Below are 20,769 nucleotides of genomic sequence, written 5' to 3' on the forward strand. Positions count from 1 at the left end.
CCAGGGTGACGTCGAGACTGAAAGGAAACCACCGGCCGACTTCGGCTTTTCGCCCTGCGGATGCAGGGGAAAGCCGGAGAAGCTGCTGCCTGAACGCGTTAGCGGCAGGCAGCGTTGGAGTCGTCGATCGCGGCTGTGACGCCGGACAGCGAGAACTTGTAGGTGGTGCGGGTGCCGCGGCTGGATTCGCCGGTCACCGTCATTTCCCGGCCTGCCCTCATGGCAGAAACGAGTTGCGCTTCGGTTGCAGCATTTTCGACCCAGGCACCGTCATTGTTGGTGAAGAGCGTGAAGCCCTTGCCGTCAATGTCTACGCTGACCGAGGATTTGTCCTTGAAAGGATAACCGACCAGCAGGCTCGGCTCGGACGAGACGCCTTCCGCCGGGCGGGTGGTCACGAAAAAGAATACGTCCCCGTGATTTCGATCTCCCGGAAGCAACGTCGTCGGTTTGGTAAGCGCGTAGCAAACCTTGCCGCCGCCACTGGTCAGCGCATAGGCCGCCCAGTCCTTGTGCTGCTTCAGAAGTGTCGGGGTTTGTGCGAAAGCCGCTGCACTCGAAACGGCAAGACCTGCTATGGCCAGAACCAGCGATTTTGCTTTCATCATCTCCACACCGTTGGATTTGAGTTTCCGTCAAATTTAGTTCAACTGCCGTCTGACATATAAACCTTGCTTTAATGATAACTTAAAGCGGGTTACGAAAGGGTTGAAGCCCGACAATTGTATTTTCTGTTTTTCGGTGCGTGCACCAACCTAATCGCTTTGCGGTTAAACGCGGCAACAGTGTGGCAGACCTGCTTGACCCCCCTTTCGAATTATGCCGAACCTGATAAAGAAGATGGATCGGCAGGGGGATTGATTGTCTTTGACGCAGGTGCAGTATTTTTCCGATCTCATTGTCAAAGTGGCGGAAGACCGGGACAAGGCGGCTTTCATCGAGCTGTTCGATCACTTTGCGCCGCGCCTGAAGGGCTACCTGATGAAGCAGGGCGCCGATGAGGCCCTTGCCGAAGAAGTCGCCCAGGACGTCATGATGACGCTGTGGCGCAAGGCCGATCTGTTCGATCCGAAAAAATCCAACGCCAGCACCTGGCTGTTCCGGGTTGCCCGTAACCGGCGTATCGACAGGATCCGCCGCCAAAAGTCTGCCGCGCTCGATCCCGAAGATCCGTCCCTGCACCCGACGCCGCTGCCGGACATTGCCGAAGAGATGGATGCGAAGCTGCGGGAAAAACGCGTGCGTGCTGCTTTGTCGCAGTTGCCTGAAGAGCAGCGGAACGTGGTTCGGCTGGCTTTTTTCGCAGGACAGTCGCACAGCGAGATCGCCGAACACACGGGCTTGCCGCTTGGCACGGTCAAATCCCGTATCCGGCTTGCCTTCGGACGGTTGCGCCAGCTTCTGGAAACCGACACGTCCGTGGATGTGGACTAATTGGGACCCCGTGCAAGAGACACCCAAAATTCTGGCGGCCTGAAGTTCAGGCACAACTCATTCAGGTTCCCGGCACTTTCCGTCCCGTGCGCATCACCGGACCGCCGCTGACATGTTTCGGACGTTCGATCCTGGGAGCGCCGGCCGTGGTTGAGCGGTCTGCGTAGCGACCCAGCGCCCTGTGACGGTCGTACATGACGATCGCGCCGGCCATGGCGACATTGATGCAGAACTTTGTCGGGATCTTCACCACGTGGTCGCAGCGCGCGAGCATCTGCGGTGAAAGCGAGCCTCTTTCAGGACCAAGAACGTAGGCTGCCTGAAGGGGATGTCCGAAGCTCGGCAGCTCGATCGATTCGTCCGTGAGCTCGATGCCCACAAGCTGGCAACCTCTGGGCAGGTCCATCGTGTCTACGCTGTCCCAGGTGAAGACAGGCAGGTGGCCGGGGCTCTTGGAGGTGTCGGAGGGGGGCGCCTTGCGCAGCTTCTGGTCGGCATCCACCGTGAAGAAGAAGTTGGCGCCGAAGGCATGGGCAGAGCGCATCAAGGTGCCCAGGTTCATCCGTTTCGAGAGGCCTTCGGCCCCGATTGCAAAATATCCGCGCATCAGTTTGTCCGTTTTCGAATTGGCTGCCTCATAGCCGACTTTCGCCATGGCCGAAAGTTTTCAGCTTATCCGGAAAGCCAATTCCCGCCTCGAACAGGGCTTGCTAACGTCTCACCCCGCGCAGCGCGAGCGGCGCTTTACCCGTAGAATGTCATGAGGATGCCGTGAAAGCCTGTCTCTGCAAAACCTTCGGTCCGCCTTCCAGCCTGGTTGTCGAGGAGATTGCCGATCCGGTTGCCGGGCCGGGGGAGGTCGTGGTGCGGGTGAAGGCCTGTGCGCTCAATTTTTTCGATACGCTGATCATCAGGGGCAAGTACCAGTACAAGCCGGAAATGCCGTTTTCGCCGAGTGCCGAATTCGCCGGTGTGGTCGATCAGGTGGGCTCCGGCGTCGATGGGGTTTCGCCCGGTGACAGGGTCATGGGCTACATGCGCTGGGGGGCGGCGCGGGAAAAAGTGGTGATCGTAGCAGGCGATCTCGTCTCGCTGCCGGACGATATTTCCTTTGAAGTCGCGGCAGGTTTGACCGTGACCTATGGCACCACGCTGCATGCCTATCGCGACCGGGCCGGGTTGAAGCCTGGCGAGACTGTTGCCGTTCTGGGCGCATCGGGCGGTGTCGGCCAGGCTGCAGTGGAAATTGCCGCGATCATGGGGGCAAAGGTGATTGCCTGCGCCTCATCTGAGGAAAAACTCGCCTTCGCCCGCTCGCTCGGCGCTGACATGACGGTCGACTATTCGGTTGAGCCGCTCAAGGAAACCCTGAAGGAGCTGACCGGTGGAAAGGGCGTTGATGTTGTCTACGACCCGGTTGGCGGAGAACTGTCGGAACAGGCCATCCGGGCAACCGCCTGGGAGGGGCGGTTCCTGGTGATCGGGTTTGCCGCGGGCGACATTCCGAAAATTCCGCTGAATATCGTGATGCTGAAAGGCTGCGACATTCGCGGTGTCTTCTGGGGCGCCGCACTCGACCGGGATCCGGAAGGCCATCGCCGCAACATGAAGGAACTTTTGTCCTGGGTGTCTGAAGGCAAGCTGAAGCCGCACATCCACGGCGTTTACAAGTTGGAAGAAACGGCAACCGCGCTTGAGGAAATCGCTGCGCGCCGGGTGCAGGGCAAGGTGATTGTGACGCCTTGAGTGCTGCGGAAGTATGCGCGGCGCGGCCTTCCGGGGGTGTGGCCCATCCTTCGAGACAGCGCTTTGCGCTTCCTCAGGATGAGGTCGTCACTGTTGCACCTTTCCGGGCTGTCCAAATTACAGCCTCATCCTGAGGAGGACCGGAAGGTCCGTCTCGAAGGATGGGCCGCTTGTTAGAATTGACCTCAGATCGCGAATTCGGCGATCACCGGGGCGTGGTCGGACGGCTTTTCCCAGCCGCGTGCGTCGCGCAGGACCGTGGTGCCCTTCACATACGGGGCGAGCGGCTGAGACACCCAGACGTGGTCAAGACGGCGGCCCTTGTCGGCGGCAGACCAGTCCTTGGCGCGGTAGCTCCACCAGGTGTAGAGCTTTTCGTCCAGCGGGGTGAACTGGCGCATGGCGTCCAGCCAGCCGCCTGCCTCGCGCACCTGCTCGAACAGTTCCGTTTCGACGGGGGTATGTGAGACCACCTTCAGGAGCTTCTTGTGGGACCAGACGTCGTGCTCGTAAGGCGCGACGTTGAGGTCGCCGACCAGAATGGCGGGTTTCGAGGTTTCCTCGCCTTTCAGCCATCCCAGCATCTCTGCCATGAAGTCGAGCTTGTGGCCGAATTTCGGGTTGATCGTGCGATCCGGCTCGTCGCCACCTGCCGGCACATAGAAATTGTGCAGCCGGATGCTGGAGCCGTTGAACGGCACGTCCGCCGCCACGTGACGGCTGTCACCCACCTGGCAGAAGTCGCGTTTCTCGATGTTGCTCAGCGGCAGCTTGGAAAGCGTTGCGACGCCGTGGTAGCCCTTCTGGCCGTGGATGGCCATGTGTTCGTATCCCGCCTTGCGGAAGGCGTTTTCCGGGAAATTGGCGTCCGGGCACTTGGTTTCCTGCAGGCAGATCACGTCCGGTGCGACTTCCTCGATCAACTGTTCCACAATCGGCATGCGCAGGCGCACGGAATTGATGTTCCAGGTGACGAGTTTGATCCGGTCTGTCATGGGAAATTTGCCAAGGCTTGTTGCGAGAATAGCCAAGTCATACGGATTCGGCCACCGAGTGCAAACGAATTCAGGTCTCGGGATCGTCTTCCCCGGCCTTGCCGGTTTCGCCGACCCGTTTCAGGGCGAGCTGAGTGGCCGCGGGGCCGAGCAGTTCGAAGACGATGGTTGATCCGATCGCGACGGTCAGAATTTCGTCCCGGAACTGCGGCAGCACTTCGGCAGCAACCAGGGCCATGCCAAGCGCGACGCCCGCCTGGGGCAGAAGCGAGAGGCCGAAGAGATAGCTTCGGTCGGTTCCGGCCCCGCCGCTGAGCTTGCCGCCCAGCCAGCCTCCAGCCAGACGCCCGGCGAGCCGCAGCAGAACATATGCCGCGCCAAGGAGGCCAAGCTTCAAAAGCAGGTCCGGCTGCAGCGCTGCACCGGCCAGCACGAAAAAGAAGATCATGAACGGCCATTCGATATGTTCGATTTCATAGAACGGCCGGGTATGGTGACGCCCGGTGTTGACCACCATGGCCCCGCAGGCAATGCCGGCAAGCAGGAACGAGAGGTCGAGCCAGATGGCCAGACCCGCCGTCAGGAACACGATGCCAAGCGCCTCGGCAAGGGTCGGGTCGCCGGGTTGGAGGCGGCCTGACAGGTAGCCCGCCGGGAGGCCGACAATCGCGCCAAGCAGGAGCGATCCGGCAATCTCCCAAACCGCATGCAGCAGGGCGCCCGAGCCGTCGCCGCCCATGAGCGCCTGTGCTCCCATGAGACAGAATGCGAAGACCAGAATGCCCCAGATATCGTCCAGCGCAACGATGCCGGACAGGATGGTTGTGAAGGGCCCCTTGGCGCGGTACTGGCGGATGACATCGCTGGTGGCCGCCGGGTCGGTGGCGGTCGCCAGGGCTGCCAGAATCAGTGCCAGTTCCAGGGGAAAGCCGAGCAGGGCGAGGCCTGCAAAGACGACGATCGCGGTTGACACGACCGCTGAAGCCGAAACGACCGTTACGGCCTTGCCGCTGTTCTGCAGATGGACCCTGGAGAGTTTGCCGCCCAGAACGAAGGCGACCATCGACAGGGCCAGAACGGCGAGGGTTTCATAAAGCTGGGTCAGGTTTTCAGGCAGAAGATCCAGAAAGGCGGGGCCCGCGGCCAGTCCGCACAGGATCAGCAGCGTCACGCGGGGCATCTGCGTCCTGTGGCCGATTTCGTCGGCCAGCATGCCGAGCAGCAGCAGGGCGCCAATGGCGATCAGGGTGGTCGCGATTTCCATGCTCATACATTGAGGGAAAGAGACCAGACGTCTTTGATCCGCCGCAATCCCGCCCTATTCGATTGCCCGCACGATAACAGATACGTGTTTATGCGGAGAAATCGTGATTTCGTCTACGCTCCGTTAGGAAATCCCGCGCATTTTGTGCGGTGAGTGAAAGCCTTTCTTAACCCTGCCGAGGACGCTGTGCTGGCAATCGTAAAATCGTTTTGTTCCATTTTCGGGTTCATCTTTTTAAGCTCGTGCGCGGCTTACGACTTTCCGGATCCAACGCCAGAAGACTACGCGGTACACGGCATCGACGTGTCCCGATGGCAGGGCGATATCGATTGGGCGGCCGCAAAACAGGGCGGTGTCGCCTTTGCCTGGATCAAGGCGACCGAAGGCGGCGACCACGTCGACCCGCGCTTTGTCGAGAACTGGGTGGCAGCGCGCCAGGCGGGCATGCCACGCGGGGCCTATCACTTCTATTATTTCTGCCGTCCGGTTGAAGAACAGATTTCGTGGGTGAAGGAAATCGTTCCCGTCGACCCGCAAGCCCTGCCGCTTGTTCTCGACATGGAATGGAATGCGCATTCCAAGACCTGCAGGGAACGGCCGGAACGACCGCAGATCCTGCGGGACATGAAGATCTTCCTTGACGAAATGGAAAAGCACTACGGCAAGCGCCCGGTGATCTATTCCTCGGTCGATTTTCACCGAGACAGGCTGGTCGGTGCGCTCAGGAACGAGCAATTCTGGCTGCGCTCGGTCGCCAGCTTCCCGAACAACATCTATGAGCAGCGCGACGACTGGGTCTTCTGGCAGTATACGGCCGAGGGCCGGGTGCCGGGCGTCAAAGGCGACGTCGACCGGAATGCGTTCTTCGGAACCAAGTCGCAGTACCGCGACTGGCTGAACGGCAAGCTGAGGCGCTGACTGTTCCCTGGGCCAATACCGCTAGCGCACCTTGATCTGGTGCGTGACGTCCTTGCCGTTGCTGACTGTGACCTGGGTGAAGCCGATCATCTTGCAAAGATCGAGGAAGTTCAGGTCCTGCGGCTGATTTGACCGCGCGAAGAGTTCCGTCGTGCGGGCCATCGAGGTCAGCGAGGCAAGCAGGGCCCGCAGCCTGAACAGCGTGTCATAGCGCCCGTCGCCGGTTGCCACCACAATCAGTTTTTCCAGTTCTGTGCCCTTGGCGAACAGGTGATATCCTGGCGGATACCCCAGTTTTGCGTTCTGGGATGCAAGGCCGCTGACGAAGGCTGCCCGCGACCGCTTGCCCGTGTCAGGTGCAAGGCCCAGTTCTGAGACATAAACCTCCTGGGTCTGCACCTCCGGGTAATAATAGCCCGAATGCGCATCGAAGGCCGACACCGATGCAATGGATGCAGCAAACCAGAGCGCCGCCAGCGCCATGGCAGACGCAACAGATTGAATTCGTTTCACTTCACAAAGCCCCCCGGCTGTTTGTGCGCCTATCAAGCCCGAAATGCAGGCCGAACGCAAATCGGACGCAAGCTGGGCGCAAGCTGGGGCGGGCAGCATTTGGCGTGAGAAGGAATAGAGACGCCTGCAGCGCTATACTTTTGCCATGATGCTAGCCGCTTCTTGAAAGCGTCAGGGCGCAGAACTTTGGAGTTTTGAACATGTTGATCCGCTTTTCGCTGGCATTTGCCGCGATCGTGATGATGGTGCTGCCAGCAAGCGCACAATCACGGCCGGCCATTGCCTTCACGACGGCCAATCTCAACATGCGCGCCGGACCGGGAACCAATTATCCCGTAATGGCCACCGTGCCGCGCGGGGGCGGGGTAACCATTTTCGGGTGTACGGCCGACTTCGGCTGGTGCGATGCCGCCTTCACCAATGTGAAGGGTTGGGTTTCCGGCCAATATCTCAGCTATGGCGGTGAAGGCATCTATTATGGCCGGCCGATCCCCAGCGCGGGCATCAACCTGGGTGTGCAGCGCTACTACCGGGATTACCCGATCTATGCGGAGGCGCCTGCGCCTGCCTATCGCGGCGGGCCGGTCTACAAGGGCGATCCTCCCTATGATCCGCCGCCGGTTGAACCGGGCCCAGTCTATGCACCGGAACCGCTTTACGAAGCGCCGCCTGTCGTGGTCGCGCCGCCGCAGCCGATCATTATCCGGCCCTACTGGGATTCATTTCCCGGTTATCCGCAAAGGTATTTCGAGCCGCGTATCTATTGACGCGAGCTGTTACCGGGCCGGTTTCGGTCCGGCCATGACCAGCGACCAGAAAACCTTGTGCTTGGCATTGGGCGCGTAAGCCGTCGCGATGCCAAGCCGGGTGGCGTCTTTCGTCAGCAACACCTGGTTATGCTTCGGGCTTTCCCGCCAGCCTGAAAAAGCTTCGGCAAAGGTTCTGTATCCGGCGCTGACGTTTTCGGCGGCAGCCGTCTTCGGCTCGCCGATGGAGGCCATGCGGGTTGCCAGCTGCTGGTTCGGGGCGAGCGATGCCTGAACGTTTCCGGCCGAGGCCATTGCGTCGGCCTGCGATTTAGCAATGGATGTCAGCTGCGGATCGGCAATCACGGGCGAAAGTCCGTTGTTGATCCGGTATTGCGAGATCATCTGAGCGGCCGTTGCAGCATCCACCACACCGTCGACACGCGCCATGTCTTCGTAGAAGGGCGGCGTCTGCATGCGGTCGCCCATGCAGGCGGCAACCGAAAGCAGCAGCGCTCCGGCGAGGGCGAGTTTCAGGGATCGATGGACCATCGGATTGTCAGCCACGCTGTTGAAGCTCCCGCTCAGGATCAATGAGATTTAGTGAGGCACATGATTCGCCTCACTTTGGAAGGTGATGGGACGACAGTTGAGCAGAATTGCGGCGCAAGGCTCCTGAAACCGGTGCACAATCCGTTCAGCTGGGGTGTGCGCGCAACGGTTTGGAAAAAATGGAGCAGGTTTCTTGAATGGCAATTTTCAAGTTACATATAAAGTAACATGATGGTGCCGAACGTCTTGGTATGGATCGGAGCACCAGGCCACGCATTGCTTGAGGACCTTTTCCATGTCCCTGTTTTCCGGAGCCGCATCAACCGCCGGATATGCGGAAAGAACGGCGAGGCTCGTTCCCGGGCTTGCAGACATGCACAAGATGACCGGCCTGCTGCTGGCGGAGCGGGCGCCATCGGACGGAACAATCCTGGTGCTTGGTGCCGGTGGCGGTGTTGAACTGAAGGCCTTTGCCCGCATGCAGCCGGACTGGCGTTTCCTTGGTGTCGACCCGTCCGCAGACATGCTGGAAAAGGCGCAAGAGCACCTTGGTCCCCTCGGGGCAAGAGTGAGCCTGCTGGAGGGATACATCCATGATGCCCCCGAGAGACAATTTGATGGCGCTGCCTGCCTGCTGACGCTTCATTTTCTGGATCGGGAGGAGAGGTTGAAGACGCTTTCCGGACTGCGGCAACGGTTGAAGCCTGGAGCAGCCTTCGTTTCGGTTCATCACAGCTTTCCGACCGACCCTGCGGGCAAGGACAGGTGGCTGGCAAGATATGCCGCATTTTCCACCGAATCCGGTACTTCCCGTTCGCTTACCGAAAACGGCATGGCTGCGATGAAGGAGCGATTGCCGGTGCTGACGCCCGAGCAGGATGCGGATCTGTTGAGGCAGGCCGGATTTGTCGACGTCGAGACCTTCTACACGGCCTTCACCTTCAGAGGCTGGGTCGCCACCGCCGGGTAATCAAAAAGAAAAGACCAGCCCGTGAGACACGGGCTGGTCAGGCTGCATGAGGCTAACGGGGCTTGAGGCCCCCAGCCTTTCAGGGAGCTTGTTGAGCCCGCCGCCTGCAGGTGGTTGCCCTGAAGGCGACGTGCCGGATCAGCGGGTGGAGGCTTCCAGAACGTCCTCATAGGTCCGAAGACCGGTGGTCGGCGCGCAGACCAGGACGGACATGTTGCCCGGTGCGTGCTGGTTCTTCCACATCTTGGTATGGGCCTTCGGGATCTGATCCCAGGGGAAGACCTCGGACATGTAAGGGTCGATGCGCCGTTCGATCATCAGCTTGTTGGCGGCCGAGGCCTGCTTCAGATGGGCGAAGTGTGACCCTTGAAGGCGCTTCTGGTGCATCCACATGTAGCGGACGTCGAAGGTGCAGTTGAAGCCTGACGTGCCTGCGCAAATGACGACCATGCCGCCCTTCTTGCAGACCAGGGTGGAGACCGGGAAGGTTGCCTCGCCCGGGTGTTCGAAGACAATATCGACGTTGTTGCCCTTGCCGGTGATGTCCCAGATCGCCTTGCCGAATTTGCGCGCTTCCGCGAACCATTCCGCATATTCGGGCGAGCCGACCGTCGGCAATTGACCCCAGCACTTGAAGTCCTTGCGGTTGATCACACCCTTCGCTCCGAGATCCAGCACGAACTGGCGCTTGTCCTCGTCAGAGATGACGCCAATGGCATTGGCGCCTGCTGCCGTAATCAACTGGATGGCGTAGGAGCCAAGGCCACCCGAGGCGCCCCAGACAAGCACGTTCTGACCCGGCTTCAGCTCATGCGGGTGATGGCCGAACAGCATGCGATAGGCGGTCGCGAGCGTCAGCGTGTAGCAGGCACTTTCTTCCCAGGTCAGGTGGCGCGGCCGGGGCATAAGCTGCTGGGCCTGCACGCGGGTGAACTGCGAGAACGACCCGTCCGGTGTCTCGTAGCCCCAGATCCGCTGGGAGGTGGAGAACATCGGGTCGCCGCCGTTGCACTCCTCGTCGTCGCCGTCGTCCTGGTTACAATGAACCACGACCTCGTCGCCCACTTTCCAGCGCTTGACCTTGTCACCGACGGCCCAGACGATGCCCGAGGCATCGGAGCCGGCAATGTGATAGGCGGCGCCGTGACCGTCGAACGGGCTGATCGGCTGGCCAAGGCCTGCCCAGATGCCGTTGTAGTTGACGCCGGCGGCCATCACCAGAACCAGAACCTCGTGGCTGTCGAGTTCCCAGGTCGGCACGACTTCCAGTTTCATGGCGTCTTCCGGCGGTCCGTGGCGTTCCCGGCGGATGGTCCAGGCATACATGTTTTTGGGAACGTGTCCGAGCGGCGGGATCTCTCCGATTTCATAAAGATCTTTCACCGGCGCGCCCTCTCGCGTTTGGTTGTCATTGGCTTCCGCGGTCGCTGTCATTCTCCCCTCCCAGGGCTTCTTTTGGGCCTCAGAATTTCGCATTTGCACAAGTCGTAATCGGGCAAATACCCAATTTTGCGCAACTATTGTTCAAAAACGATCACCGTTCTATACGACTATTGCTTAACTTGCGTTTTGATGCCAACCATATTTTGCATTGCACATTGGGGTTTCGCAGTCGCGTAAACTCCGGCACACTGCTGACTGTTCGGGAGAAACAGGCTGACGCGGTGCTGCCAAATCAAGAAAAAACAGGCAGCAGAACGCCTTAGGAGGATGAGTGGCATGAGTGCATCGGGTGAGAGCCGGCCGGAGAAAGATCGTCCGTGGATTTTCCGGACCTACGCGGGCCACTCGACGGCGGCCGAATCGAACAAGCTCTACCGTGGCAATCTTGCCAAGGGTCAGACCGGCCTGTCCGTTGCGTTCGATCTGCCGACTCAGACCGGTTACGATCCGGATGACGCCCTGGCGCGCGGCGAAGTGGGCAAGGTCGGTGTTCCGGTGGCTCATCTCGGCGACATGCGCACCCTGTTCCAGGACATACCGCTGGAGCGGATGAACACATCCATGACGATCAATGCGACCGCACCCTGGCTGCTGTCGCTCTATATAGCGGCTGCCGACGAACAGGGCGCCGACCGCAAACTGCTGTCGGGCACGACCCAGAACGACATCATCAAGGAATATCTGTCCCGGGGCACCTATGTGTTTCCGCCGGCGCCATCGCTCAGGCTGACGACCGATGTCATCGCCTGGACCTATTCCAACATGCCCAAATGGAACCCGATGAACGTCTGCTCCTATCATTTGCAGGAAGCAGGCGCGACACCGGTTCAGGAGCTGTCCTTCGCGCTGGCAACGGCGGTGGCTATTCTGGATTCCATCAAGGCGAGCGGTGCCATTCCCGAGGACGATTTCCCCAAGGCTGTCGGCCGGATTTCCTTCTTCGTCAATGCGGGCATGCGGTTCATTACCGAGATGTGCAAGATGCGCGCCTTCACCGAATTGTGGGACGAGATCTGCCTGGAGCGCTATGGCGTTGAGGACGAGCGCTATCGCCGCTTCCGCTATGGGGTTCAGGTGAACAGCCTCGGGCTGACCGAGCCGCAGCCGGAAAACAACGTCTACCGTATCCTCATCGAGATGCTGGCAGTGGTCTTGTCCAAGAATGCGCGTGCCCGCGCTGTGCAGCTGCCGGCATGGAACGAGGCGCTGGGCCTGCCGCGACCGTTCGACCAGCAGTGGTCGCTGCGGATGCAGCAGATCGTTGCTTATGAGACCGACCTTCTGGACTATGCGGACATTTTTGACGGCTCGGCCGAAATTACCCGCAAGGTGGAAGAGCTGAAGGCGCAAGCCCGCGAGGAACTTGCCCGGATCGATGCCATGGGTGGTGCGGTCGCCGCGGTCGATAGCAGCTACATGAAGCGCCAGCTTGTGGAAGCCAATTCCGCACGCCTTGCCGCGATCGAAGGCGGCAACCAGGTGGTGGTCGGCGTCAACCGCTGGACGGACAGCGAGCCTTCGCCTCTGGCCGCCGGGGAGGACGGCGGCATTCTCACCGTTTCCGAGCATGTCGAGGAAGAAGCGGTCGAGAAGGTCAAGGCCTGGCGCGATGCACGCGATCAAGCCGCGGTCGAAACCGCGCTGGCGGACCTGAAAGCCGCCGCCCAGGAAGGCCGCAACATCATGGAGCCCTCGATTGCCGCGGCCAAGGCCGGAGCGACCACAGGCGAATGGGGCCGGACACTGCGCGAGGTCTTTGGCGAGTACCGTGCACCGACCGGTGTCGGCCAGGCCGTGCGGGACAATGCCGGCACTTTGGCAGACATCCGCTCTGACGTGGAGGCGGTATCAAAGAAACTTGGCCGCCGGCTGAAGTTCCTGGTCGGCAAGCCGGGTCTCGACGGGCATTCGAACGGTGCGGAACAGATTGCCGTCAGGGCGCGCGACTGCGGCATGGAAGTGGTCTATGAGGGAATCCGGTTGACGCCGGCGCAGATCGTCAACGCCGCGGTGGAAGAAGACGTTCACGTGATCGGTCTGTCGATCCTGTCCGGCTCGCACCTGGCCCTGGTGCGTGACGTGATGGACCGCCTGCGGGCAGCCGGTGCGGACGATATTCCGGTCGTGGTTGGCGGGATTATCCCTGACGAAGACGCCGCACAGCTCAAGGCGCAAGGCATTGCGGCGGTCTATACGCCCAAGGATTTCCAGCTCACCGATATCATGGCCGATGTGGTGAAGATTGTCGGCAACCTTGCAGAACAGGCTGCTTGAACCGGCCTTCGTCGAAAGTGACAATAATGCCGATTGAAGTATTTATTGGCGTAAATTAGTCGCTCTTCTAGTCTCGGATAAACTTTCAGTTGCAACTGGCGCAGTCGTGGCTGCGTCGGTTTCGCTGGCGGGTTCAAGATTTATTTATACTTGGCCATTAGTAGTTTCCCTTAGCGCGGGTCTAAGCAGGAAACGATCCGATGATACGTAAGCCAATTTCCAGAATAACTTCAGTCCTCATCGGATTGCGGGACGGGACCAGTCTGCGCCAGCAGATTGCCCTTCTGGCGGCTTCGCTTTGCATCTTTTCGATCGCGGTCGCCGCATTCGGTGCGGCGCTGATTGCACGCGGCGAAGCCATCCGGGAAAACCGGTGGGACCTGACCTTGATTGCACGCAGCATGGCGCAACGGCTGGACCAGACGATGTTCGACCGTTACCGCGAAGTGCGCAACGTTGCAGACATGGAACTGCTGAAGCCTGTCTGGACCCGCAATCCCGACATCATCCGTGAAACGCTTGACCAGCTGCAGCGCAGCCTGCCGCAATATGCCTGGATCGGCTTTGCATCTGTCGACGGCACGGTCGTGGCGGCAACCAAGGGCATGCTGGAGGGCGCATCCGTCGCCGAGCGACCCTGGTTCATCAGTGGCCTGAAAGGGCCCGCGGTCGAGGATGTGCATCTTGCCAAGTTGCTTGACCACCTGTTGCGGACAAGCCCCGACGAAGCGCCGTTTCGTTTCGTTGACGTGGCAATGCCGGTAAAAGACGAAAACGGAAAACTGGCGGGCGTGCTTGGCGCGCACATGAGCTGGAGCTGGGCGGAAGAAACCCGGCGCGATGTTCTGGAAAACAATCTCGGCAAGGAAGGGCTCGACCTCTTCGTGCTTGCGCGCGACGGCTCGGTGCTTGTGGGGGAAGACGCCGAGGGCACAAGCCTCTCCCGGGAAAATGCTGCCTACGATCCCGGCAATCCCGACATGGTGGTCGCGGAAGTCGAAACCTCGGGCCTTGGCGATTATCCGGGGCTGGGCTGGAAAGTTGCCGTGCAGCAGCCGGTCAGCGTCGTGTCCGCTCGGGTGGCGGCTCTGGTTCGCAATATCTTTCTGATCGGATTTGCCGTTGCCTGTCTTTCCGCTTTGCTGGCATGGCTTGCGTCTCGCACCATCTCGCAGCCGCTTCTCGGCCTGGTCTCGGCGCTGGACAGGATCGGGCGTGACGAAAAGGAAACGACAGTTCCGCGCCTGCACGGGTTCCGGGAGCTTTCGCAGGTGTCTGCCTCCCTCAGATCGCTGTTGCGCCGGCTCGGTACGGTGGAAGAAAGCGCCAGGACAGCCCGGGACATGCTGGCGGTTCTGAAGGACGAATACAGCCGCAACATACGGTCCAGTGAGGAACGGAACCGGCAACTGGGAGCCGACATCCGCTCCTTGAGAACGCTGGCGGAACACGATTCCCTGTCGGGCCTTCTGAACCGGCGCGCGTTCCAGCCATTTGCGGAAGATGCCTTTGCGACCTTCCAGCGTCACGACCGGCTGTTCAGCGTGCTGATGATCGATGCGGACCACTTCAAGACCGTCAATGACCAATTCGGGCACCGGGCCGGTGACGACGTCATCCGGGCCATCGGGGATGCCATCGTTGAAGAAATCCGTTCGACCGACAAGGCTGCCCGGTTCGGCGGTGAAGAATTCGTTCTCCTGCTGAGGGAAAACGACGCAAACGGGGCCTGGGTCCTGGCCGAGCGCATCAGGCTGAGAATAGCAGCCCTCACCGTGGATGCCGGCGTTGGCAATATCTCCGTCACGGTCAGCATTGGTCTGGCGGAAGTCACGGCTGATGATCGTGATGTCGAAGACACGATCGCCCGGGCGGATCAGGCGCTTTACATCGCCAAATCGTCGGGTCGCAACCGGGTCTGTGTCGACTATCCGACCCCTCGGTCCCAGTCGGCCTGACGCCGTTGCTATTGATGAAACCGAGGGTTAACTTAACGTAAAGTTTTGTTAACCCTTTGTTGAAACAATTGGCGGGTTCCGCCAGAAGGCGGCAATTCTCTGAGGGCCAGGAGGCCGGAATGGCGACGATCGAAAGGCCGCAATCGGCCCAGGTCGTGGCGCATGCGACAGAGTACCCCGCGGACCGTGACGGTGACGGCACCGGTTACGACCGCAGAAAGAAGCGTGACACCGCAGAGCGCCATGAAAATGAAACCGGGATGTCCGAGGACACTCCGGCAGTTCTTGTTGACGATCATCACACCGTAAATCATGTGCTGGATGGCGTAGCCGCCTATCGGGCTGTCGCGTTGCAGGTCATGGAACCGGGCATTGATCACGGGCCGGTTCACCCCTTGCGGGGACCTGTGGACAGGATGCCCGCGGACAACGTCCGTCATGCCTATGAGGATCACGAGGACGGTGAGCCGCCCCATGAGGTGAATGTCGCGACCTGACGGGCGAAGTCGTCCAAAAGGTTGAAGTCACTTGGCTCGTTACGTATTAACCCGTATCTATGGCCGGCAGGGGAGATCCCCTATCGTTCGTGCACAGGTGCGCGTCCTTCGGGATGCAGTACCAGGTGCCGCCATTCCGGTTGGCAAGCCTGCCCATATCTGGCGCAGGTGGCTGATCCCGGGTGACAAGAGCTGGAGACTTGAGTTTGACTTTCCCCGCACATCTTCTCGAAGGCTACGGCCGTTACCTCAACAAGGGGTTCGTCAGATACAAGGAAACCCATGAACGCCTGGCGGTCTATGGTCAGACGCCGGATGTGATGGTGATTTCCTGCTGCGACAGCCGGGTCACGCCGGAAGGCATCTTCAATGTCGGTCCGGGCGAATTGTTCGTGGTGCGCAACGTTGCCAACCTGGTGCCGCCTTACGAGGATACGGAAGGCCAGCACGGCACCAGCGCCGCGATCGAATTCGCGGTCAACGGGCTCAAGGTCAAGCACATTGTGATCATGGGACACGGCCAGTGCGGCGGCGTGAAGGCGTTCCGGGAAAACGCGAATGCGCCGATGGCGACAGGTCAGTTCATCGGCCGGTGGATCAAGCTGCTGGAGCCGGCGGCAATCGCGATGGCCTGCATGCCGGTGGACAAGGCTGACGATCCTCAGCTTGCCATGGAATATGCCGGTATCCGCCAGTCGCTGAAGAACCTGATGACCTTCCCGTTCATCGAGGCGGCCGTTTCGGCGGGGTCACTCAGCCTGCACGGGTCCTGGTTCGACATCGGGTCCGGCGAATTGCGGGTCATGGACGCCGAAACACAGAGATTCTCCACGACAGCCCCTGAGGCTCTCGCCACGGCGGGATAAGCGCTGCAAGGAAAGGGACGTCATGCTCGTCGATCCGGTGCTCTATCGCCGAATGGCCAAATACAACAGCTGGATGACCGAAAAGGTCTATGCGGCAGCGGATCTCATGAGCGATGAAGACCGCAAGGCCGACCGGGGTGCCTTCTTCCGGTCCGTGCATTCCACGCTTAACCACATCCTGTTTGCCGACAGGGCCTGGATGAGCCGCTTCACCGGCCGTAAATACGAAATCAAGGGCATGGGCGTTGATCTCTTCGAGAATTTCGATGAGTTGAAAGCCGCCCATTTCGACATGTGCCTGCAGATTTCCGACTTTGCCGAGTGGCTGACCATCGACTGGCTGGCGGAGGATCTGGAATGGACAAGCGGCCAGGACGGCATTCCCCGGTCCCGGCCGCGCTGGATGCTTGTCACCCACATGTTCAATCACCAGACCCATCATCGCGGCCAGGTGTCGACACTGCTGACACAGGCCGGGCATGACATCGGCGTAACCGATTTGCCGTTCATGCCCGATCTGGTGTGACGGGGAAGCCTGTTCAGACTTCCGTCTTCATTCCGTAGTTCTTCACCGCGCCAAGCACCGCGTCGATCTCGGATTTCGAGAGAATGTGCGGCGAGCCGATCGTCCGGCTGAGGATATAGGCCTTGGCCAGGACTTCCAGTTCCTCAAGACGCCAGAGGCCCTTTTCAAGGGTCTCGCCGACAACCACGGCACCGTGGTTGGCCATCAGGCAGCCTTGCCGGTCTTTCATGACGTCTGTCACTTCCCGCGCAAGTTCGTCGCTGCCGAAGAGGGCGTAGCCCGCCAGGGGAACCGTGTCACCACCGAAGAGCGCGATCATGTAATGGCAGGAGGGGATTTCCATCCGGTTGATCGCCAGCGCGGTGCAGTGGACCGGGTGGGCGTGCACGACTGCGTGCATGTCCGGCTTTGCCCGCAGCAGCGCAAGGTGGAACTGCCATTCGGTTGAAGGTGGTAGGGGCCCTTCGAAAGCGCTGTCGCCGTCCAGCGGGATGGAGGCCAGCATCTCCGGGGTCATGCGGTCATAGGGCACGCCAGAGGGCGTGATGATCATCCGGTCGCCTGCGCGCGCGGAAATATTGCCCGATGTGCCCTGGTTGATACCGCGGCTGTTCATCTCCTTGCAGGAATCGATGATGGCCTGTCGAAGTTCGGGAGTGTCCTGATAAGGCGTCTTAAGCATTGTTTTCCGTCAGATTGAGCATTTCCGTCGCCGTTTCCGAGCAGGTGGCGATGTGGGTGGCGTAGCCGCCGCGCAGGGCGGCCAGCATCGGTCTGGCACGGTCCGGGCCGGAGCCGACCAGCAAGCCCATGTCCTTGCCGCGCATCTGGTCCAGCGTCACGGCAATCATCCGGTCCTCGATTTCCCGGTTGAGACCGTTGCCGTCGTGGTCGATCAGGCGGCCGCAGATCACGCCGATAGCACCACGTTCCGCACATGGGTCAACGTCGGCGGGGTCAAGCAGGCCGGTATGGACAACGTGGCTGTCTGCCGTGCAGGTGCCGCAGGCGAAGATGGTCTTGTTGCAGTCGGCTACCGCATCAAGCTGCATGCGGATCACCGGCTCCCGCTTCAGTTCTTCCACCAACGCCCGGTTGGACAAGAGCAGCGGCACATGAAGGTTGACGCAGTGCGCGCCATAGCGGCGGGCGAGCGTTGCCGAGCAGGTTTCCGCGGCAAAGCCGAGAGCTGCCGGACGCGAACCGACCAGCTGAACCACGGTAAGGTCCGGAACCGTCACCCGCGGCGCGGCCTCCGCCACCCTGTAGACCGTTTCGCCCCAGGCAACGCCAAGCCGGTCGCCCGGTTCCAGCAGGCCTGGCAGCCAGTCGGCAACCACCCGGGTGACCCGGTCAAGGGACTGGTCTGCCCCGGCGGGGGATGTCGGAACGACGATGGCGTCCTGCAGACCGAACCGGTCGACGAGACGGCGCGCCAGGTCGTGGTCGCGGAAGATGTCCGTATCCAGTGTGATGCGGACATAGTCGCGTTTTCGCGCTTCGGACAGATAGTTGACGACCGTCGCCCGCGAAATGCCGAGGCGTTCGGCGATCTCGTTCTGGTTCATGCCTTCCTGGTAGTAGCACCAGGTGACTTCGATGATGGCATCGTCCTGGCTGCGCGCCCTGGTGGCCGCGGAGGGTGCCGCGGCCCTGGTGCCGGTTGGCCGGGAACTGGTCGGGCCAGGGCTCATGCGCTCTTGGCGATCCTGCTGAGATCCGGGAAGAGGGCGGCAAGGCCTTCGGCGCTGGCCTCGCAGACACCGCGTTCGGTAATCAGGCCGGTGACGAGGTGGTTCGGCGTGACATCGAAGGCAGGATTGCCGCCGGGCGTGCCAACCGGTGTCACCTGGACGACGCCGATCTTGCCGTCGTCCGTCAGGCCCTGGATGTGCGTGACTTCGCGTTCCTGGCGTTCCTCGATCGGAATTTCGGCAACGCCGTCATCTACCGTCCAGTCGATGGTCGGTGAAGGCAGGGCAACGTAGAACGGCACGTTGTTGGCCTTGGCGGCGAGTGCCTTCAGATAGGTGCCGATCTTGTTGCAGACGTCGCCGCGGCGTGTGGTGCGGTCGGTTCCGACGATGACCATGTCGACAAGGCCGTGCTGCATCAGGTGGCCGCCGGCATTGTCGGTGATGTAGGTGTGGGGAATGCCGTGGCTGCCCAGTTCCCAGGAGGTGAGGGCGCCCTGGTTGCGCGGGCGGGTTTCATCCACCCAGACATGGATCGGAATGCCGGCGTCATGGGCCTGGTACATCGGGCTCGTCGCCGTGCCCCAGTCCACGGTCGCAATCCAGCCGGCGTTGCAATGGGTCAGGATGCGGACAGGCTCTCCGTCCTTCTTGCCCGCTGCGATCTTGCGGATGATCTCAAGACCATTCTGGCCGATGCTGTGGTTGATGCCGACATCTTCGTCGGAAATCTCGTGCGCGAGCTTCAGCGCTGCGGCGGGACGGTCGGCTTCCGGCAGCGGGAGCAGGTGCGCACGGCAGCGGTTAAGCGCCCAACGCAGGTTGATGGCCGTCGGCCGGGTCTTGTCGAGAAACTCCCAGGCCGTGTCCAGATGCGCATTGGACGGGTCGATCTTTGCGGCCAGTGCCATGCCGTAGGCAGCGGTTGCACCAATGAGCGGCGCGCCGCGCACGCGCATCTCAACGATGGCGTCGGCGAAGTCCTGAAGTGTGTCGACCTGCTGGATGCGGAATTCGTGCGGCAGCCAGCGCTGATCGATGATCTGCAGGGCAGCCTTGTCGTCATCCCACCAGAGCGAGCGGTAATGAGTGCCGTTGACCTTCATGGGATGTCCTTCTTGTTGAATTGGCGCGCAAGCTTCACGAGCGCATCGGTCGAGCCGTAACTTTCTGGCGACAGGATGAGGTCGGCCCCCATCAGCAGGTTGCGCGTTTCCAGACGGCGCTTCAGCTGCTTGTCCTCGATTTCCTCGAAGTCGGCATTGTGGGCGAGCGACAGGGTGCGGCGGTGCATCTCGATACCGCAATAGCCCATGGCCTCGTTGCGGATTTCCTGCAGGAGGCCCGCACATGCGAAGTCCGATGCCTGCCCCTGATCCTCGAATAGGGAAGCCGGGTAAAGCATGCCGGTGCGCTCGGTGTTCCAGAGGCGGGTGAACTCGGCCTCGAAGGATGAGAAGGTTTCGGCGATGACCGACAGAACCCATTCCTGGAAATCGTCGAGTGTTTCCGCGCTGCGATGGGCCGGCTGGCTGAAATAGGCCATCAGGAAGTTGGCCGTCAGCATGCCGATGTCGAAGCCGAGCGGGCCGTATTGCACGAATTCGGGATCGATGACGCGGCTGTCGCTGTCCGTGGACATGATGGAGCCGCTGTGCAGGTCGCCGTGCACCATGGTTTCGGTGTTGGAGGCAAATTTCATCAGGAACCGCTGCACCTTTGCCTTCAGTTCGGCATTGGCGCGCAGGTCTGCCACAACGGGGTCGAGACCTTCCGTGTGGTGGTTCATTTCAGCAGCATAATAAGGATCGGTGAAAACCAGCGCTTCGGTGATTGCAGGGATTTCCACGTTGCCGGCGAACAGGCTGACATCGGCCTTCTTGTCCGCGCTCTTCATGGACAGTTCCGAGCCGCGAAACGCGGTGCGGGCGCAGAAGGTGCCAAGGAAAGCACCGAGCCCTGCAACCTTTTCACCATCGATCAGCTTGCGCCGCAGGATCTTGTGCGGTGAGAGGAATTCCATGACGATCAGCGCCTGGTCCTCATCGAAGTGGTAGACCTCCGGTACCGCGCCCGGATCACGGGCGGCCTGTCGCACAAGCGCATGGTTCTCGTAAAGCGCACGATAAAGCGGCAGCGGCCAGCTGTCGCCGACCAGGCGCACATAGGGCAGCGCCTGCTTGACGATGATCGTGCCTTTGGGGCCCTCGACAATGAAGACGAGGTTCAGGTTGCCGTCGCCAACTTCGCGAACGGTCCAGTCAGACGGGTCTGCTCCGATCCTGTCCGCAACGGCGGAAATGCCGGAAAGTCTTTCGCCGAGCGTTTCCGGCGTGAGGGGCCGATAGAGGTCTGGCGTGTCCATCTTGGGTC

Annotated in this window: 21 protein-coding genes; 10 read left to right on the forward strand and 11 right to left on the reverse strand. The window is 60.8% G+C overall.

The window, feature by feature from the left end; genetic code table 11:
* Positions 1–98: 98 nt before the first annotated feature.
* Positions 99–608 (reverse strand): invasion associated locus B family protein, encoded by a 510-nt coding sequence (locus J7447_RS22610; RefSeq protein ID WP_023002837.1) that lies wholly within the window; start codon positions 606–608, stop codon positions 99–101.
* A 253-nt stretch (positions 609–861) separates the two neighbouring features.
* Between J7447_RS22610 and J7447_RS22615 the strand changes: the two genes are divergently transcribed.
* The gene (locus J7447_RS22615) at positions 862–1,434 is read left to right on the forward strand and encodes a sigma-70 family RNA polymerase sigma factor (RefSeq protein WP_035907892.1); all 573 of its coding nucleotides are present in this window, start codon (positions 862–864) and stop codon (positions 1,432–1,434) included.
* A 61-nt stretch (positions 1,435–1,495) separates the two neighbouring features.
* On the opposite strand, the gene J7447_RS22620 is transcribed toward J7447_RS22615, so the two are convergent.
* Positions 1,496–2,041, reverse strand: coding sequence for an RNA methyltransferase (locus J7447_RS22620; RefSeq protein ID WP_031270178.1), 546 nt, complete (start codon positions 2,039–2,041; stop codon positions 1,496–1,498).
* A 164-nt stretch (positions 2,042–2,205) separates the two neighbouring features.
* Here J7447_RS22620 and J7447_RS22625 point away from each other — a divergent pair, with 164 nt between their 5' ends.
* Positions 2,206–3,180, forward strand: coding sequence for an NADPH:quinone oxidoreductase family protein (locus tag J7447_RS22625; protein ID WP_209171029.1), 975 nt, complete (start codon positions 2,206–2,208; stop codon positions 3,178–3,180).
* Positions 3,181–3,365: 185 nt separating this feature from the next.
* Here J7447_RS22625 and xth read toward each other — a convergent pair whose 3' ends face one another.
* Together xth and J7447_RS22635 are read right to left on the reverse strand one after the other, a co-directional pair.
* Entirely contained in the window at positions 3,366–4,175 is an 810-nt protein-coding gene (gene xth, locus J7447_RS22630) for an exodeoxyribonuclease III (protein ID WP_023002841.1), read from the reverse strand.
* Between the two features lie 70 nt (positions 4,176–4,245).
* Entirely contained in the window at positions 4,246–5,439 is a 1,194-nt protein-coding gene (locus J7447_RS22635; RefSeq protein ID WP_075283986.1) for a cation:proton antiporter, read from the reverse strand.
* A 186-nt stretch (positions 5,440–5,625) separates the two neighbouring features.
* On the opposite strand from J7447_RS22635, the gene J7447_RS22640 reads away from it, so the two are divergent.
* Entirely contained in the window at positions 5,626–6,357 is a 732-nt protein-coding gene (locus J7447_RS22640) for a GH25 family lysozyme (RefSeq protein ID WP_062491289.1), read from the forward strand.
* A gap of 21 nt (positions 6,358–6,378) precedes the next feature.
* On the opposite strand, the gene J7447_RS22645 is transcribed toward J7447_RS22640, so the two are convergent.
* Positions 6,379–6,870 carry a hypothetical protein gene (locus J7447_RS22645; RefSeq protein ID WP_209171030.1) on the reverse strand — a complete coding sequence of 164 codons (492 nt, stop codon included), beginning with the start codon at positions 6,868–6,870 and terminating at the stop codon, positions 6,379–6,381.
* A gap of 200 nt (positions 6,871–7,070) precedes the next feature.
* Here J7447_RS22645 and J7447_RS22650 point away from each other — a divergent pair, with 200 nt between their 5' ends.
* Complete coding sequence (locus J7447_RS22650; protein WP_023002845.1) at positions 7,071–7,637, forward strand: SH3 domain-containing protein; 567 nt, start codon at positions 7,071–7,073, stop codon at positions 7,635–7,637.
* Positions 7,638–7,646: 9 nt separating this feature from the next.
* Here the strand turns inward: J7447_RS22650 and J7447_RS22655 are convergent, their stop codons facing one another.
* Positions 7,647–8,183, reverse strand: coding sequence for a CAP domain-containing protein (locus J7447_RS22655; protein WP_353653810.1), 537 nt, complete (start codon positions 8,181–8,183; stop codon positions 7,647–7,649).
* A 280-nt stretch (positions 8,184–8,463) separates the two neighbouring features.
* On the opposite strand from J7447_RS22655, the gene J7447_RS22660 reads away from it, so the two are divergent.
* Positions 8,464–9,138 carry a class I SAM-dependent methyltransferase gene (locus tag J7447_RS22660; protein WP_209171031.1) on the forward strand — a complete coding sequence of 225 codons (675 nt, stop codon included), beginning with the start codon at positions 8,464–8,466 and terminating at the stop codon, positions 9,136–9,138.
* A gap of 138 nt (positions 9,139–9,276) precedes the next feature.
* On the opposite strand, the gene ccrA is transcribed toward J7447_RS22660, so the two are convergent.
* Positions 9,277–10,572: a crotonyl-CoA carboxylase/reductase gene (gene ccrA, locus J7447_RS22665; protein ID WP_023002848.1), complete on the reverse strand. Its 1,296-nt coding sequence runs from the start codon at positions 10,570–10,572 to the stop codon at positions 9,277–9,279.
* Between the two features lie 285 nt (positions 10,573–10,857).
* Between ccrA and J7447_RS22670 the strand changes: the two genes are divergently transcribed.
* The 5 genes from J7447_RS22670 to J7447_RS22690 all read left to right on the forward strand — a co-directional run bounded on the left by J7447_RS22670 (position 10,858) and on the right by J7447_RS22690 (position 16,702).
* On the forward strand, positions 10,858–12,855 hold the full coding sequence (locus tag J7447_RS22670; RefSeq protein ID WP_209171032.1) for a protein meaA: 1,998 nt from the start codon (positions 10,858–10,860) through the stop codon (positions 12,853–12,855).
* Between the two features lie 200 nt (positions 12,856–13,055).
* On the forward strand, positions 13,056–14,813 hold the full coding sequence (locus J7447_RS22675; RefSeq protein ID WP_209171033.1) for a diguanylate cyclase: 1,758 nt from the start codon (positions 13,056–13,058) through the stop codon (positions 14,811–14,813).
* 119 nt (positions 14,814–14,932) lie between these two features.
* Complete coding sequence (locus J7447_RS22680) at positions 14,933–15,310, forward strand: hypothetical protein (protein ID WP_023002851.1); 378 nt, start codon at positions 14,933–14,935, stop codon at positions 15,308–15,310.
* A 206-nt stretch (positions 15,311–15,516) separates the two neighbouring features.
* A complete protein-coding gene (locus tag J7447_RS22685; RefSeq protein WP_139314252.1) occupies positions 15,517–16,176 on the forward strand; it encodes a carbonic anhydrase in 660 nt (219 codons plus the stop codon).
* A gap of 22 nt (positions 16,177–16,198) precedes the next feature.
* On the forward strand, positions 16,199–16,702 hold the full coding sequence (locus J7447_RS22690) for a DinB family protein (RefSeq protein WP_023002853.1): 504 nt from the start codon (positions 16,199–16,201) through the stop codon (positions 16,700–16,702).
* Between the two features lie 13 nt (positions 16,703–16,715).
* On the opposite strand, the gene J7447_RS22695 is transcribed toward J7447_RS22690, so the two are convergent.
* The 4 genes from J7447_RS22695 to mtnK are packed head-to-tail and all read right to left on the reverse strand — an operon-like array spanning position 16,716 to position 20,761.
* On the reverse strand, positions 16,716–17,384 hold the full coding sequence (locus J7447_RS22695; protein ID WP_075283982.1) for a class II aldolase/adducin family protein: 669 nt from the start codon (positions 17,382–17,384) through the stop codon (positions 16,716–16,718).
* Positions 17,377–18,396 (reverse strand): sugar-binding transcriptional regulator, encoded by a 1,020-nt coding sequence (locus tag J7447_RS22700; protein ID WP_209171034.1) that lies wholly within the window; start codon positions 18,394–18,396, stop codon positions 17,377–17,379. Before J7447_RS22700 ends, J7447_RS22695 begins: the two co-directional genes overlap by 8 nt.
* Positions 18,393–19,502: an S-methyl-5-thioribose-1-phosphate isomerase gene (gene mtnA / locus J7447_RS22705; protein ID WP_075283981.1), complete on the reverse strand. Its 1,110-nt coding sequence runs from the start codon at positions 19,500–19,502 to the stop codon at positions 18,393–18,395. The genes J7447_RS22700 and mtnA overlap by 4 nt, the downstream gene beginning before the upstream one ends.
* The gene (mtnK, locus tag J7447_RS22710) at positions 19,499–20,761 is read right to left on the reverse strand and encodes an S-methyl-5-thioribose kinase (RefSeq protein WP_209171035.1); all 1,263 of its coding nucleotides are present in this window, start codon (positions 20,759–20,761) and stop codon (positions 19,499–19,501) included. The genes mtnA and mtnK overlap by 4 nt, the downstream gene beginning before the upstream one ends.
* Positions 20,762–20,769: the final 8 nt, after the last annotated feature.

The sequence above is a fragment of the Labrenzia sp. R5_0 genome (genome assembly GCF_017743835.1).
Taxonomy (GTDB): Bacteria; Pseudomonadota; Alphaproteobacteria; order Rhizobiales; family Stappiaceae; genus Roseibium; species Roseibium algicola.

Coding starts and splice junctions, on each gene's coding strand:
- J7447_RS22695 (WP_075283982.1), bottom strand. CDS start 17,384: ATGCTTAAGACGCCTTATCAGGACACTCCCGAACTTCGACAGGCCATC.
- J7447_RS22650 (WP_023002845.1), top strand. CDS start 7,071: ATGTTGATCCGCTTTTCGCTGGCATTTGCCGCGATCGTGATGATGGTG.
- J7447_RS22660 (WP_209171031.1), top strand. CDS start 8,464: ATGTCCCTGTTTTCCGGAGCCGCATCAACCGCCGGATATGCGGAAAGA.
- J7447_RS22610 (WP_023002837.1), bottom strand. CDS start 608: ATGATGAAAGCAAAATCGCTGGTTCTGGCCATAGCAGGTCTTGCCGTT.
- J7447_RS22620 (WP_031270178.1), bottom strand. CDS start 2,041: ATGCGCGGATATTTTGCAATCGGGGCCGAAGGCCTCTCGAAACGGATG.
- J7447_RS22675 (WP_209171033.1), top strand. CDS start 13,056: ATGATACGTAAGCCAATTTCCAGAATAACTTCAGTCCTCATCGGATTG.
- J7447_RS22670 (WP_209171032.1), top strand. CDS start 10,858: ATGAGTGCATCGGGTGAGAGCCGGCCGGAGAAAGATCGTCCGTGGATT.
- ccrA (WP_023002848.1), bottom strand. CDS start 10,572: ATGACAGCGACCGCGGAAGCCAATGACAACCAAACGCGAGAGGGCGCG.
- J7447_RS22635 (WP_075283986.1), bottom strand. CDS start 5,439: ATGGAAATCGCGACCACCCTGATCGCCATTGGCGCCCTGCTGCTGCTC.
- mtnA (WP_075283981.1), bottom strand. CDS start 19,502: ATGAAGGTCAACGGCACTCATTACCGCTCGCTCTGGTGGGATGACGAC.
- xth (WP_023002841.1), bottom strand. CDS start 4,175: ATGACAGACCGGATCAAACTCGTCACCTGGAACATCAATTCCGTGCGC.
- J7447_RS22700 (WP_209171034.1), bottom strand. CDS start 18,396: ATGAGCCCTGGCCCGACCAGTTCCCGGCCAACCGGCACCAGGGCCGCG.
- mtnK (WP_209171035.1), bottom strand. CDS start 20,761: ATGGACACGCCAGACCTCTATCGGCCCCTCACGCCGGAAACGCTCGGC.
- J7447_RS22680 (WP_023002851.1), top strand. CDS start 14,933: ATGGCGACGATCGAAAGGCCGCAATCGGCCCAGGTCGTGGCGCATGCG.
- J7447_RS22690 (WP_023002853.1), top strand. CDS start 16,199: ATGCTCGTCGATCCGGTGCTCTATCGCCGAATGGCCAAATACAACAGC.